The organism is Burkholderia pyrrocinia, assembly GCF_003330765.1.
Classification (GTDB): domain Bacteria; phylum Pseudomonadota; class Gammaproteobacteria; order Burkholderiales; family Burkholderiaceae; genus Burkholderia; species Burkholderia pyrrocinia_B.
Genome location: NZ_CP024902.1, coordinates 2,711,293 through 2,724,144, shown reverse-complemented (window position 1 = coordinate 2,724,144; position 12,852 = coordinate 2,711,293). Strand labels below are relative to the sequence as shown.

The window sequence follows — 12,852 nt, the reverse complement described above, 5'->3', positions numbered from 1 at the left end:
GGGTGCAATGGATGTGATTCGGCAGATCACGGGGGCGGCGACGCAGGCAGGTATCGCGACCGAGCGTGTGCGTCAGATGGTCCGCATATTCGATCGGAATCGCGCGGCGAGCATGTCGACGGTCGAGGTGCTGCAACGCCTCGCGACCGGCAATCTGAGCAGCGCGGCCGAGCTGCTGACAGGCGCGACGAGCGCGCTGTCCGTGGCGACCGATCTGTTTCCGCAGGTCGGCGCTGTCGTGCGCAGCTTCAACGCGACGCAGGCGTCGATCGGCTCGATTCTGAAGGCCGTCGACGGATCGAATTTCCCCCTTGTGCAGGCTGCCGCCGACAGCGTGAAGTCGGCGCTTGGCGGTGCGTGGAATCAGTTCAACGCGGCGGTCGGTCTGAAGGACTCAGCGGTGATGGACGTGATCAAGTCGACAGGCGTCGGCTCGATGCTGTCTGGACTGTTCGACGGAGCGACGTCGAGCACGCCGCACCTGATGTCGATGACGACGGACGCGGGCGAAGCGTTCCATTTCAACCTGTCGACGGCGGCTCACGACAAGCTGCGGCGAGCGACGCGGTATCGCGTGGCAACGCAGGAGCGTCTGAATCGTCAGGAGGCGTTGCAGGCGGTCAGCGAAGGGGGCGAGACGATCACGCTGTCGGGCGTGGTGTTCCCGGCGCTCGGGGCCGGTACGAAGCAGATCAACCGATTGCGGGCGATCGGCGGCCGGATGAAGCCCGTGCAGCTCACGACGGGCGACGGCGAAGTGCTCGGTCGCTGGCTGTTGCAGTCGATCGAGGAGGAGCAGGACGCGCTGCTCGTCGACGGCTTGCCGCGCAAGCAAACTTTCTCGGTGGAGTTCGGCCGCTATGGCGAAGACTTTAAGAACGTCTGACGGCGACGTGCTCGACACGCTTTGCTTTCGGTATTACGGGACGCTGCAGGGAACGGTCGAGGCCGTGTACGACGCGAATCCGGGGCTTGCGGCTCGAGCGCAGCCGTTCACGGCCGGCGTCGAGATATTGCTGCCGGATCTCGAAGCGCCGCGTGTTGAATCGGTCCAGCTCTGGACATAGAGAGGTGCGATGGAAGCGATTTTTCAGATCATCGCGAACGGCGCGGACGTGACCAAGGTGATACAGGATCGCGTGCTGGAGATACGGTCGATCGACAAACCCGGTCTAGACGCAGACGAGTGCACGATCACGCTCGACGATCGCGACGGCCGCATCGAGTTTCCACCGAAGGGCGCGACGCTGAAGGTGTCGATCGGCTGGGAGGGGCAGGGGCTGTCAATGCTCGGCGAGTATGCGGTCGACGAGGTCGGCGTGCGCGGCCCGCCGGCCAGCGTAGTTATCAAGGGCAAACCGGCGAACATGCGCGCGACATCGAAAACGCAACGATACGGGAGCTGGTCGAATGTGAAGCTGGCGGACATCGTCGGCGACATCGCGCGGCGGAACAAATGGTCGGCCGCGTGCGACGTCGACGTCGTCGTGCCGCGTATCGATCAGTTCGGTGAGAGCGACCTGCACTTCATCACGCGCGTGGCTCGGCAGTACGGTGCAACGGCGACGGTCAAGGCCGGCAAGCTGATCGTGCTGCCGCGCGGTGGCGGCAAGAGCGCGAGCGGCAAGCCGCTGCCGGTCGTGACGCTCACGCCCGGCGATCTGCTCGACTATGACATCAACTTCCCGGATCGCGCGAGCTTCGCGGCCGTTCGTACGAAGGTGCACAACCGCAAGACGGGGAAGAAGATCGATCTCACGATACCGAATCCGGATGCCCCGCCAGGTGCGTCCGCGGTGCATACCGAGCGCCACGCATTCGCGAGTCCTGAGGCGGCGAAAGCCGGTGCGACGTCGCGATTGGCGACGCTCAATCGGCACACGTCGACGAGCAGGCTCACGATGCGCGGCCGCGCAGATCTGTCGGCCGAGAAGACGATCGCGCTGAAGGGGTTCAAGACCGGCGTAGACGGCGAGTTTCTGATCGAGTCGGTCGAACACACGTACGCGTCGCGGGGGTGGATCACGGTCGTTACATTGAACGGAGGGAACAAGGGGAAGGCGAAGGTCGGACACGGGAAGAAGCCGGGCAAGAAAATCAATCTGGTGGTGCCGGCGCCGCAGTAACGCCAGTCACACGTTGTGCGCTGTATGTGCAGGCCGCTCACGGGCAACCGGAGCGGCCTTTCTTTTTATCGGGCTAAGGGGAACCGATGCAAGACCACGAAAAGACGATTCTGGAGCTGATCATCCTGGGCGGATTGATCGGCATCGCGAAGGTGTTGGTAGGCGGGGAGCAACTGACGCTTCGGCTCGTTGCCGGCCGGGCCGTGTTGGGATCGGCAACGTCGATGGTGGCCGGGCTTGCGCTGTTGCAGATCCCGGATCTGCCGCCGCTCGCGCTGCTCGGTCTCGGGAGTGCGCTCGGCATTGTGGGGTCGCAGTACCTCGAAGTGCTGCTGCGTCGGAATGCGAAGCGATTGTTTGGGGAGAAATGAAGATGGCACGAATGAGTGTGGCCGGTGCAGGTGGAAAGAACCGTGTGGCGTTTCTCGACGCCATCGCGGTAAGCGAGATCGGGTCGGGGCTGCTGGCGAAGTCAGACGACGGTTACAACGTGTTGGTTGGTTCGACGTCGTCGCGGCCGCTGCTGTTCTCGGACTATGCGACGCATCCGAACGTTCTCAACCGGCAGATCCGGGTGCCGTCGACGGCGGCCGGCCGCTATCAGATTCTCACGCGCTGGTGGCGGATCTACCAGGCGCAGATGAAGCTGCCGGACTTCGGGCCGGTGTCGCAGGACAGGTACGCGCTGCAGCAGCTCCGCGAGCACGGCGCGTTGCCGTTGATTGATGCCGGGCGGTTTCGTGAGGCGGTCGCGAAGGTGTCGAACGTATGGGCCAGTCTGCCGGGGGCCGGGTACGGCCAGCATGAGAACGACATCGAGCATTTGCTGGCCGCGTATCGCGCGGCCGGCGGGGAGGTGATCGCATGACATGGATCGATCCGCGTATCTGGCTGCTCGTCATCGCCGGCATCGTTGCCGGATCGGCCTGCGGGTATTTCAAGGGGCATCGTGACGCCGACCAGTCCGCGAAGGTCGCGGATCAGGCGCGGCAGATCGATGACCTGACGACCGAGCGTAACGAAATTCGCCGCCGGTTGGCGGCACAACAGGAGATCGCAACCGATGCTGCGAAAGAACGTGATCAGGCACGCGCTGATGCTCGCGCTGCCGATGGTGCTGCTGACGGCCTGCGCAAGCAAGTCGCCGCGCTCGTTGCCGACGTTCGGCGTGCCGGCGCTTCCGCCGGAGGCTCGGCAGCCGGCGACGCCATCGATTTGCTTGCCGACGTGCTCGGCCGGACTGACGACCGCGCGGGAGAGCTGGCGAAGATTGCTGACGAGCGAGGCATCGCCGGCCAGCAGTGCGAGCGTAGTTACAACGCATTGAACGGCGACGCACAAACCAACCTGCCGCAGTAGCGCGGCAATCGAGGCCGGGAGGCTTCGAAAGAAACAGGGCGGCCGGGAGAATGTTTGCGCATTCGCCCGGCCGCCTTTCCACTGCTTGTGCCAGTGAATCAGCCATGGCCCTGCTTACCTACGTAGGCGGGCCGGATTCTACACCAAGTTTAAAATCGGCTTTCACAATGGCAACTCCCATCATTCCTTGGATCGGCGGCAAACGCCGTCTCGCAGATCACATCATCCCGCGTTTCCCGGCACACGATTGCTATGTCGAGGTGTTTGCGGGCGGGGCAGCGCTGTACTTCCTTCGGCCGCCAGCGAAGGTCGAGGTAGTCAACGATGTTAACGGCGAGCTAATCAATCTGTATCGCGTCGTGCAGCACCACCTAGAGGAGTTCGTGCGGCAATTCAAATGGGCCCTGACGAGCCGGCAGGTGTTCGAATGGCTCAAGCAGACACTTCCAGAAACCCTCACCGATATTCAGCGGGCTGCCCGGTTCTACTACCTGCAGAAAAGTTGCTTTGGGGCGAAGCTGGAAGGGCAGTCATTCGGCACGGCGACGACAACGCCGCCCGGCCTGAACTTGCTGCGCATCGAGGAGGAACTGTCTGCGGCACACCTACGTTTGGCGAACACGTTCGTGGAGCGTCTGGATTGGGCAGTCTGTATCGATCGATACGACCGGCCGCATACGCTGTTCTACTTGGACCCGCCGTATTACGAGACGGAAGGGTACGGCGTGGCGTTTCCGTTCTCGGAGTACGAGAAGATGGCGCAGTGTCTGCGGTCGATCAAGGGGCACGCGATCGTGAGCCTCAACGACCATCCCGACATTCGGCGCGTGTTCGACGGATTTCATATCGAGACCGTGCCGATTCAATACACCGTTGGTGGAGGTGGAAGGGCGGCTGAACGAAACGAGCTGATCATCTTCAGTTGGGATGACGCGGCGCAGCCTGTTGGACTTTTCTAGGCAAAGGGCGCTCGGCGTCCTAGTTTTGCTGCGCTGACCAGAAGGCCGCGAGCGTCAATTTAGGAGTTCGGTCAGGGCGATGGTGCAATCGTGTCAAACGCATTTGAAATCTGAGCCACTTCGCGCCTGATCGCGCAAAGTAAAACTGAGCCAGTCGTTACTTCTTCGATGACCAGACGTGACCGGCCTGGCGCTGCTGTTTCAGTCTGTAGCTGTCTCCTTTGATCTGGATGATGTGGGCGTGGTGCAGGATGCGGTCGAGCATCGCTGCAGTCAGTGTGGTGTTGCCGCCGAAGGTTTCGTCCCACTGCGCAAACGGAAGGTTGCTGGTCAGGATCATTGAACCGCGCTCGTAGCGTTTGGCGACGATTTGGAAGAAGTGGCTGGCCTGATCGCCCGAGAGCGGCAGATAGCCAATCTCGTCGACGATGAGCAACCTCGGGCCGAGAATGTTGTGTCGAAGTACCGCGTCGTATCGCTCCTGTCGGCGTGCGGCCTCGAGCTGCAACATTAGATCCGCCGCCGTAATGAACTTCGTCTTGATGCCGGCCTGCGTTGCGGCGTATCCGATGGCGATCGCGAGGTGCGTCTTGCCCACGCCTGACGGACCAAGCAACACGGCGTTCTCGCCTCGCTCGATGAAGCGCAGGGTGGCAAGCTCGTCGATCGTCTTGCGTGGGGCCCCGACGGCGAAGCTGTAGTCGTAGTCATCCAGTGTCTTGATAGCGGGAAACCCCGCCATGCGCACCAGTGTTTGCCGCGAACGCACTTGCCTCGTCTCTCGTTCGTGCGCGAGCGCGTTCTCGAGGAAGTCGAGGAAACTCCATTGCTTGGCCGCGGCGTCGCTGGCCAGAGCGATGTATCGGTGCATGAGCCCCTCGAGCTTCAAACTCTGGCAGTGCCCGTCGATGCGTTCCTGCTGCAAGTTCATGCGCGCACCTCGGTCAGTAATTGCTGGTAGACGGACAACGGGTGCTGGATCGACATCGCGGGATCAACGCGCGGCCGAGCGACGGCACGAGCCGGCAATCGGGGCACCGCGTAGCCTGGCATGTCGCGCAAGCAAGCCCGTTCTCGTTGCTCCAACAGAATCGCGGGTGCCAGCCCTGTAACCGGATGCACTCGCTGGTTGGCCACGTCGCGCAACCATTTACTCACCTCGACGTTCGCAGTCACGGCGTCGAGCATTAAGCCGGATTGCTTGAGCTGGCTCGCCAGCGGCACATAGAAATTGCCACGCAGATAGCGGTGGAATCGCTCGATCTTGCCTTTGGTTTGCGCGCGGTACGGTTGGCACAGTCTGGGCAGGAAGCCGTACCGCTTGGCCAGATCGAGCATGCCGGCGTGCCAGCGGTGTTGACCGTCGCCATATGCATCGCGCTCGACAACGATGGTCTTGGCGTTGTCGTAAAGGATCTCGCAAGGAACGCCACCCAAGGCTTCGAACAGCGCATGATGACAGGCGACCAGCGTCTCGGCGCGTTCATCGGTGGTGAAGCGTGCCCAGCGCCACCGACTGAAGCCGAGCGTGGCGGTGAAGGCGTAAAGCGGGTCGGTGCCTCGGCGGAAGACAACGAAATCGCACTGCATCTGCCGGCCGGGCTCGGTCTCGAATCTCACGACCGGATCCGGCTTCGGCACGGACTTATGCGCGTTCATGAAGGCCTGCAGGCTTCGCAGTTGGCCGTCGTAGCCGCGCGCACGCAACTCGCGCAATAGCGCCGGCGCGGCGATGACCTCGGGTGCTGCCGCGCTCATGCGCTCGAGGATGTACGCCTCGAACGTTCCGAGCTTGGTTGGTCGCGGTTCACGCGGCTTGTAGCGAGGCACTTCCTCGGCCGACAGGTACCGCGCCACCGTGTTGCGAGAAATACCCAGGCGCCGCGCGATCTCGCGCTCCGATACGCCCTGGGCTTTGAGCACATGGATTTGCATCCACTGTTCCTTCTGGAGCATCGCCAGCCTTTGCGCGCAAAAGGCTGACTGTACTGAAAGGTGGCTCAGATTTACTTCGCGCGAAGTGGCTCATTATTACTTTGCGCCCAACAATCGCCCTGGCTATTCTCGGAGGTCGGCTAGGCCGTTAGGTTCGGGAGACCAAAAGAGGAGATGATGTTGTTCAGTCGGTGAATGAAATCACTTTGAAACGTTTCGCCATCTAGGTGGTTGTTGCAGTAGTAAGTCACATAGCGCTTGAAAGCTGCCTTGTCCGAGTTCGCCCACCGCTTACACGCTTCAATATTAATTCTGCTCGCATCCTTGATATGGGCCGGTGTGAGAGATTTAATGCCACTTTGTTTGAAGCTGTCAAAAAACGCCTCTTGCTCGCGATTGAATTTCGTAAAAAAATGATCGTCATTTTATAATTCTGCTATGAAGGCGATAATTCGCCTTTCGATCGCAAGATTTTCCGCGTCAGGGAGTTTCAGGAAAAGATTTTTCTTCTTGATTTTGTCTGTCACGGTTGCTGGGACATCTGCGTCAAATATTACAAGCGAATTTTCTAGAAGCAAGGGGTACTGCATGCATACTGATCTCAATGCTGAGTAACCAGTTCCCGGTTTTCCTGATTCGGGATCTAGGGAGCTGTGAAAATTAATTGCACTGAGTACGATCCTTGATTTAACAACGTGTTTGACAAAATGGATCGCAAGGTCGTCTTCGCAGTAGACGTTTACCTTTCTGGCCTCTGCTGCCTGTATGGGGTTTTGCAGAGTTAGCTCTTTATAAGCGAGTTCGTAAGGCGGGTTGTGGAGGATCGGATAATTTTTGTTGCTGGCGGTCGATTTGCTAACAAAATTTAGGACCACGCGTCCGGCCGTCAGGTTTGGTGCGTGCTTTGCGTACACATGTGATATTAAGTGTAGTGAGTGTGTTGAAATCACCACTTGGACATTATGTTCGCCGGACCATCGATAGAGATAGTCGAATAGGCGAAGTTGCGCCACGGGATGTAGGCTGCTTTCGAATTCATCAATGCAAAGAATGCCGTTTCCAGTCTTTTGCTTTTTATCGTAGGCGCGTTGAAATCCGATGAGTCGGTTAAAAATTGCGCCGAGATTGTCCTCGCCAGAGGAAATTGAATGCCAGTCGTAGCTTGCTTGATTGCCAACGGGCGCGAACGTCGTTTTTAGTGTTCCTTTTGCGTCGCTAACCGGTGTAAATTGATCGTATGCGCTGCTAGGAAAAATCGTTTCGTAATAATCCTTTAGGCGACTTCCTTCGTCATTTTTCAATGTCATCGTTGAATTGGTCGGCTCCGCTCGGGTGTCAATGAGTGGAAACAATCGCCTCAGATTGAGGAAGGATGTGTTGTAGGTAAAGTTGCCATCCCCATCTTTTGCCCCTGAAACAACGACTCGGTGTCGATCAGTGCTATCAGGGTAGATCTGAACTGGCTCGCTTAAAAGCGTATCCTTGCCTGTATCAATAACGAGATTATATTCGTACGTTTCTTTGTCGAAATCTGGTGATAATTTGAAAACGTTGCGAAGTGTTGTTTTGAGAGGCTTTCCAAACGTATCAATTGCATCGCTGGTAAAAGGGTGCGCAATTAGGCCCATGATCGAGGTCTTCATTGTTCCGTTTCGACCTGATATTACAGTTACCTGACTTCCTAGCCGCACGGCGCGATCCTTGAATGATCGGAAATTTTTAATTTCAATGCCTGCGATCGACTTGATTGGTATCTCTTTATTGTCTTCGTAGCCAAGTTCGTCCTTGCGACTTGAGTTCTCAAAGAACGCCATATTCTTGTGGTCCCGTAGTAGTGGTGCGTAAATAGTACTTCCTCGGTTGCAATTTTGTCACCGATTTTGCTTCGGGGCTTGTGTCACGATGTCTAGCCTCCTCCGGAGGAGTTTGTGCGTCAGTTCAAGCCGGCGCTGAAGAGCCGACAGGTGGTTGAGCGGCTCAAACAGGTGGTCCCGGATACCCTCACCAGTATCTAGCAAGTTGCTGGTTCTACTACCCGCAGAAAAGTTGCTTTGGCGGGAAGCTCGAAGGGCAGACGTTCGGGTCAAAGACGTTGGCCCCGCCGGGATTGATCCTATTCGTCTCAAGGAGGATCTGTCGGCGGCGCATCATCGGTTGGCGAACGCCTTCATTGAACGTTTGGATTGGGCAGCGTGTATCGACCGATACGATCGGCCGCACACGCTGTTCTATCTCGACCCGCCGTATCACGAGACGCAGGGGTATGGTGTGCCGTTCCCGTTCGTGGAATACGAAAAGATGGCCGAACGACTGCGTCGTCTCAAAGGTCGCGCGATTGTGAGTCTCAACGATCACCCTGACATTCGACGCGTATTCGATGGGTTCTACATCGAGATCGTGCCGATCCAGTACACGGTCGGGGTTGAGGCTGTCGACCGAAACGAGCTGATCATCTTCAGTTGGGATGACGCGGCGCAGCCCGTGGGGCTGTTCTAACCGACGATGACGGCGCGGATTCTCGCGCCGGCATTGTGCTTACAGGTCAGCGAATTTGGGCAGAAGGTCCTGGTCGACGAGCCGAATCTCGATACGGTTGGCAACCTCGACGTGTTCGGAGTTGTCCACTGAAAAAACGGCATCTGGGACGCTCACAATGATCGTCCCGGTCTGCTTCCGACCGGCTTCGGGAACTGGAATCAATTCGCGTGCTTCCGGGACTTGCTGTGCCGTGATGAGCTTCGGGAGATACAGCATCCAGCCAACGCCCGGCTTGTCATCAAACACCTGCCGGGGAAAATACTCTCGTGGTGAAACAGAGACATACATCGGGTCATAAACCGAGACCATCGCGGACACTATCTTAGCCACGCCCTCATAGCTGCGCTCGTCCGCCGAGACTGCGCTCTGTGCCGGTAGCCCAATTTCTACCTCGCTGGGCCGCCTCTTCGCATCGATGGCAAACTTCAGCCTCGCGCTGTCGGCCGCGTCCATCTGACCATTCCAGAAGCCAAATACTTTAGGAAGGTCCACCTTTTTTTCGTACCGTTGCGCCAAGACTGCCAAAACGGCTGTCGAAGGTATGCCGGGCGCTTCATACATGGGATACAGACGGGCTTCTTCCTCGGTATCCGCCTTCAGCCACCACTGCCCTAAACGTTCGTCCTCGCGTGACATGGCCTCAACCACTGGCCATAGACGGACAAGGTGAGCCGCAAAATCGCCAAGCTGGGCGAAATCGGCAGGGCTACGAAATTGCGTAACTATTTCCATGTTTGTCAGGGCACCCATTCTGATTCGACGCGAAGACGGGCAAGCGGCGTTCTCATGTAGTTCCAAGTCCGCTCCGTCTGAAAATACCATTTCAACCTCGCAGGAGGATGATCATCTACAACCGCGGCCTGAGCTCCAGCCTGCTCCTCCATGTCATCAAAGGTCTTGGTGTACGGTACATCGTCCTTCTTCAAGAACTGATCGTACTTTCCCTTCGCTTCTATCAACAAACAGCTTTCCGGTCGAAAGCCGTCGAAGTCGCGCTGCCAGGCCCATTCCATGCTCCAGGCCTCTTCAACGCTATAGGGGAACCCCGTAATTCGCCCTTGATACTCTCGGGAGTTGTCACTCATGCTCCAGTTGCGGCGCTGCATGCTCCCCGCCTCAGGTGGGCACTTCTTGCAACTCTCTCCTGTACGCGGTATGGCACGGACGGCAGGCTCTGCCTTACTTGCGTCTTTCGATGTGTCTCCCGACAGACTAGCCGTCCCGGCCACTGCGGCCCCGCCCAATAAGGCGGTTCCAGCGCGAGCCAAGACTGGTCCAAGTTCCACTATCGCCGCTTCGATCGCCGGCACCACCAATCCCGCCATGCTCAGCCCCTCCCTTGTCGTCCTGATGTTCGATGCGCCATTTCATGACGCGTAGGTAATCGTGAAAACGTTCGTCGGCCGAGCGTCCGGGCCGAGTCAGCCACGCGCGCGTGGCCGGCTTCTCGTAAAACTTCGGAGCGTATACCTCGATTCGAAGAAACGCCGCGACGTTCTCATCGGACTGAATGCCGAGCTGTCGAGCAGCGATGTATGCGTTCCAAAGGCGCGTGGGTAGGGTGCCGTCGTCTGCCAACTTTGGGTCCGTTTTGACGAGATCCTGTCGAGTGCGTTCGACATATCCGCGTGCGTCGATCCCGGCAAGGCCGGCGATCTGTTCGCTTGTCAGCTCAAGCATGCGGGTGTACTCCATTCAGTTTTCCATTTACTTCGACGAGCCAGTTGAACGTCGAGACGAAGAACTGCATGCGCTGCGTGAATTCCATCAGCGACGCGATGTCGGTCATGATGCGGGCATCGTAGAAGCGGAGAAGGGCAGTGCGTCCATCCGGCAAGCGCACGTCGAGACGGCTGCGCAACTCGTCAGCGAGCGACTCAATCGGGTAGCCGCTGATCAGCCAGGACACACCCGTGGAACTGCTCGCCATTGCGGAAAGTGTTCGGCGGGTATTGCCGGACGCTCGCTCGTAGTCGATTAACCATGGTCCCGCGTCGGCCAGCGACGCGTCAGGCGTACTGTCGAACACGGCTACGGCCGCCTGTGATCGTTGCAGTGATGAACCGTTGGCCGCGTCGGCATATAGAAGGCCGTCGACAAGGGCATACAGATGCACCTGCATGGTCAACTGCTGTTGCCGCTTGACGAAAAATGCTTCAATCGAATTTTCGGTCATGTCCTACCCGCGCGCGATCATCGTCGCGGCGTTCTCGGCCGCTGCTTTCAGGCATTCGAGACAGAGCGTCGGTGAGGGGGCAAGCGCCGCTGCGGTCGCAGCGACAGCCGCAGCGCCGCCTGTCGTCGCTTCGCCAGATCCGACGTCGTTGAGCGTCGCGGACGACTGCGAGGCGATCAGTGTCGCCCCGCACGCGGTCTTCATGCCCTCGATAGCTGTTTCTCGTCCATCAAAGGTGTGCGGGTATCGCCGCCCTGTCGCGGGCAGGATCGGAAAGACCCCCTTGCACTGCGGGCAAAGTACCTTGTGCCCGACGCCGGCAATGGGTTTTCCGTCAATGCTTGCGGTCGCGCTGCCCTCCAGCACGCGTCCGCCATGCGTCGTCGTGTCGCCGACGCAAATCATGGCTCGGGCCATATGTTCTCTCGTAGGTGTGGTTTTCGTATGAATTTACCATTCCCGGGAGAGCGGCCGGCCGTTGGCTGTCTCGCAGTCAGTCAACTATTGTCAAGCGTCGCGAGCGCCGTCGATCATGCGACGGAGTTGGTCGAGTGCGAACAAGTCGGGTGAGCCGTTCTTCTTCGATTCCAACTCGGCGGCGCTGACCATTTTTTCCATGAGCCGCAGTGTTCGGCGGACATGCACGATTTCCAGCACGAAGCGCTGTTCAAGCGTCAGCGGTCGATTTTTCTTGAAGGCGGTCGCTCTCCACGAGTAGCGCAATTCGGCCCATGTCAGGCGCTGAAACTCAGGTAACTTTGTGGCTTTGTCGGAGCCGGGATCGGGCTCACCTGGGGTGTCGTGGAGCCGGCATTTCATGGCCTCGCGCGCACGCCATTCGTCAGAGAACGGGGCAATTTGCGCACGAGGGTTGCCGAGTCGGCCCGATCGCATGATCTCTTTGTCGATCTTGATCGCCAGCCGGCGCAGCGGTGCGGCGTATTTCAGCTCGTCGGCTCGTTCGAGGTACGCGATCATCCGCGTCGCGTCGCCGGTTAGGTCGCTCATCTCGCGTAACGTGATCCGCAGGTGTAGCACTTCGAGAATCAGGCGGTGGACGTCGGCGTACGTGCACGTGCACCACCATTCCGACATAGCGTCAAACTGTGGCGGATCGAATGGGGGCAGGATCATGGTGCGCGGAAAATACTGTATGGATATACAGTTTATCGCGCAGTAAGATGGAGTCGTCAAGTCTCAAAAATGGGGCGGGCAGTGTGCGCAAGCTACGTCTTCGCTGCGCCATCGATATGCCGCTGATCGCGATCGGCGGCAGACCGTCGGTCAGCGCAGTAAGATCGCTCCAAGAGGCAACGCAGGCGAACCTATCGGACAGGGGGCATGCCACGACCGATGACGGTGGTGCAACAAGCATTCGTTGACTGGTGCATCGCGTATTCCAAGTTCCGGATCGTCGACCTCATGTCGATCAGCGTCGTGTCGAGCGATGCCAGCAGCTACAACGCATTGGCCGACGACATCATCCTCGACAAATACGGCTTCTGCGACTCGGACATGATTGAGACCGGGCTGAGCCTGTTTCCCGATGCACCGAACCAACCTGAGGGCTCAGAATTCGACGACGCCTACGACGTCGTGTGCACGGCGCTTGATGAGTGGTTGAGCGGTCTCGTGATGCCGATCGAGCAGGTTTCGTGGCCGCCGGACCCGGCTGACCAAGCGGAGCCTGCCGTGCTGATGGAGTGGATCTCGTTATCGCGGGAACTATGAGCGGATCCTTTCCGCTTCGACTTTAAGC

At 58.8% G+C, this 12,852-nt stretch carries 17 protein-coding genes and 1 pseudogene; 9 read left to right on the top strand and 9 right to left on the bottom strand.

Annotation, left to right across the window (positions count from 1 at the left end; all coding sequences use genetic code 11):
• The first annotated feature begins 7 nt into the window (after positions 1-7).
• The 7 genes from CUJ89_RS13200 (at position 8) to CUJ89_RS13170 (ending at position 4,444) form a co-directional block, all read left to right on the top strand.
• Positions 8-886: a phage tail protein gene (locus CUJ89_RS13200; RefSeq protein ID WP_114177703.1), complete on the top strand. Its 879-nt coding sequence runs from the start codon at positions 8-10 to the stop codon at positions 884-886.
• Positions 861-1,067 carry a tail protein X gene (locus tag CUJ89_RS13195; protein WP_114177702.1) on the top strand — a complete coding sequence of 69 codons (207 nt, stop codon included), beginning with the start codon at positions 861-863 and terminating at the stop codon, positions 1,065-1,067. Before CUJ89_RS13200 ends, CUJ89_RS13195 begins: the two co-directional genes overlap by 26 nt.
• Positions 1,068-1,076: 9 nt before the next feature.
• Positions 1,077-2,126: a phage late control D family protein gene (locus CUJ89_RS13190; protein ID WP_114177701.1), complete on the top strand. Its 1,050-nt coding sequence runs from the start codon at positions 1,077-1,079 to the stop codon at positions 2,124-2,126.
• 86 nt (positions 2,127-2,212) lie between these two features.
• The gene (locus CUJ89_RS13185) at positions 2,213-2,497 is read left to right on the top strand and encodes a holin (protein ID WP_114177700.1); all 285 of its coding nucleotides are present in this window, start codon (positions 2,213-2,215) and stop codon (positions 2,495-2,497) included.
• A gap of 2 nt (positions 2,498-2,499) precedes the next feature.
• Positions 2,500-2,994 (top strand): glycoside hydrolase family protein, encoded by a 495-nt coding sequence (locus CUJ89_RS13180; protein ID WP_114177699.1) that lies wholly within the window; start codon positions 2,500-2,502, stop codon positions 2,992-2,994.
• Positions 2,991-3,485, top strand: a complete 495-nt coding sequence (locus tag CUJ89_RS13175) for a DUF2514 family protein (RefSeq protein WP_114177698.1) — start codon at positions 2,991-2,993, stop codon at positions 3,483-3,485. Before CUJ89_RS13180 ends, CUJ89_RS13175 begins: the two co-directional genes overlap by 4 nt.
• A 167-nt stretch (positions 3,486-3,652) precedes the next feature.
• The gene (locus tag CUJ89_RS13170) at positions 3,653-4,444 is read left to right on the top strand and encodes a DNA adenine methylase (RefSeq protein ID WP_114177697.1); all 792 of its coding nucleotides are present in this window, start codon (positions 3,653-3,655) and stop codon (positions 4,442-4,444) included.
• A gap of 157 nt (positions 4,445-4,601) precedes the next feature.
• On the opposite strand, the gene istB is transcribed toward CUJ89_RS13170, so the two are convergent.
• From istB to CUJ89_RS13150, 3 genes are all read right to left on the bottom strand, one after another.
• Positions 4,602-5,375: an IS21-like element ISBcen13 family helper ATPase IstB gene (istB, locus tag CUJ89_RS13165; RefSeq protein WP_114175276.1), complete on the bottom strand. Its 774-nt coding sequence runs from the start codon at positions 5,373-5,375 to the stop codon at positions 4,602-4,604.
• Positions 5,372-6,400 carry an IS21 family transposase gene (istA, locus tag CUJ89_RS13160; protein WP_114175274.1) on the bottom strand — a complete coding sequence of 343 codons (1,029 nt, stop codon included), beginning with the start codon at positions 6,398-6,400 and terminating at the stop codon, positions 5,372-5,374. Before istA ends, istB begins: the two co-directional genes overlap by 4 nt.
• A gap of 404 nt (positions 6,401-6,804) precedes the next feature.
• Complete coding sequence (locus tag CUJ89_RS13150) at positions 6,805-8,193, bottom strand: ATP-dependent nuclease (protein WP_114177696.1); 1,389 nt, start codon at positions 8,191-8,193, stop codon at positions 6,805-6,807.
• A gap of 105 nt (positions 8,194-8,298) precedes the next feature.
• On the opposite strand from CUJ89_RS13150, the pseudogene CUJ89_RS13145 reads away from it, so the two are divergent.
• Positions 8,299-8,875 (top strand): annotated as a pseudogene (locus tag CUJ89_RS13145) (DNA adenine methylase); the annotation flags it as partial.
• Positions 8,876-8,914: 39 nt separating this feature from the next.
• Here the strand turns inward: CUJ89_RS13145 and CUJ89_RS13140 are convergent.
• The 6 genes from CUJ89_RS13140 to CUJ89_RS13115 all read right to left on the bottom strand — a co-directional run bounded on the left by CUJ89_RS13140 (position 8,915) and on the right by CUJ89_RS13115 (position 12,101).
• Positions 8,915-9,649, bottom strand: coding sequence for an immunity 52 family protein (locus CUJ89_RS13140; RefSeq protein ID WP_114178604.1), 735 nt, complete (start codon positions 9,647-9,649; stop codon positions 8,915-8,917).
• A 5-nt stretch (positions 9,650-9,654) separates the two neighbouring features.
• On the bottom strand, positions 9,655-10,242 hold the full coding sequence (locus tag CUJ89_RS39080) for a restriction endonuclease fold toxin 5 domain-containing protein (protein ID WP_201752239.1): 588 nt from the start codon (positions 10,240-10,242) through the stop codon (positions 9,655-9,657).
• The gene (locus tag CUJ89_RS13130; RefSeq protein WP_114178603.1) at positions 10,130-10,597 is read right to left on the bottom strand and encodes a hypothetical protein; all 468 of its coding nucleotides are present in this window, start codon (positions 10,595-10,597) and stop codon (positions 10,130-10,132) included. The genes CUJ89_RS39080 and CUJ89_RS13130 overlap by 113 nt, the downstream gene beginning before the upstream one ends.
• Entirely contained in the window at positions 10,590-11,093 is a 504-nt protein-coding gene (locus CUJ89_RS13125; protein ID WP_114177694.1) for a DUF4123 domain-containing protein, read from the bottom strand. The genes CUJ89_RS13130 and CUJ89_RS13125 overlap by 8 nt, the downstream gene beginning before the upstream one ends.
• Before the next feature lie 3 nt (positions 11,094-11,096).
• Entirely contained in the window at positions 11,097-11,510 is a 414-nt protein-coding gene (locus CUJ89_RS13120) for a PAAR domain-containing protein (RefSeq protein WP_114177693.1), read from the bottom strand.
• A 90-nt stretch (positions 11,511-11,600) separates the two neighbouring features.
• Positions 11,601-12,101 (bottom strand): hypothetical protein, encoded by a 501-nt coding sequence (locus CUJ89_RS13115; RefSeq protein ID WP_236654891.1) that lies wholly within the window; start codon positions 12,099-12,101, stop codon positions 11,601-11,603.
• A gap of 333 nt (positions 12,102-12,434) precedes the next feature.
• Between CUJ89_RS13115 and CUJ89_RS13110 the strand changes: the two genes are divergently transcribed.
• Positions 12,435-12,824, top strand: coding sequence for a hypothetical protein (locus CUJ89_RS13110; protein WP_236654890.1), 390 nt, complete (start codon positions 12,435-12,437; stop codon positions 12,822-12,824).
• The last annotated feature ends 28 nt before the right edge of the window (positions 12,825-12,852 follow it).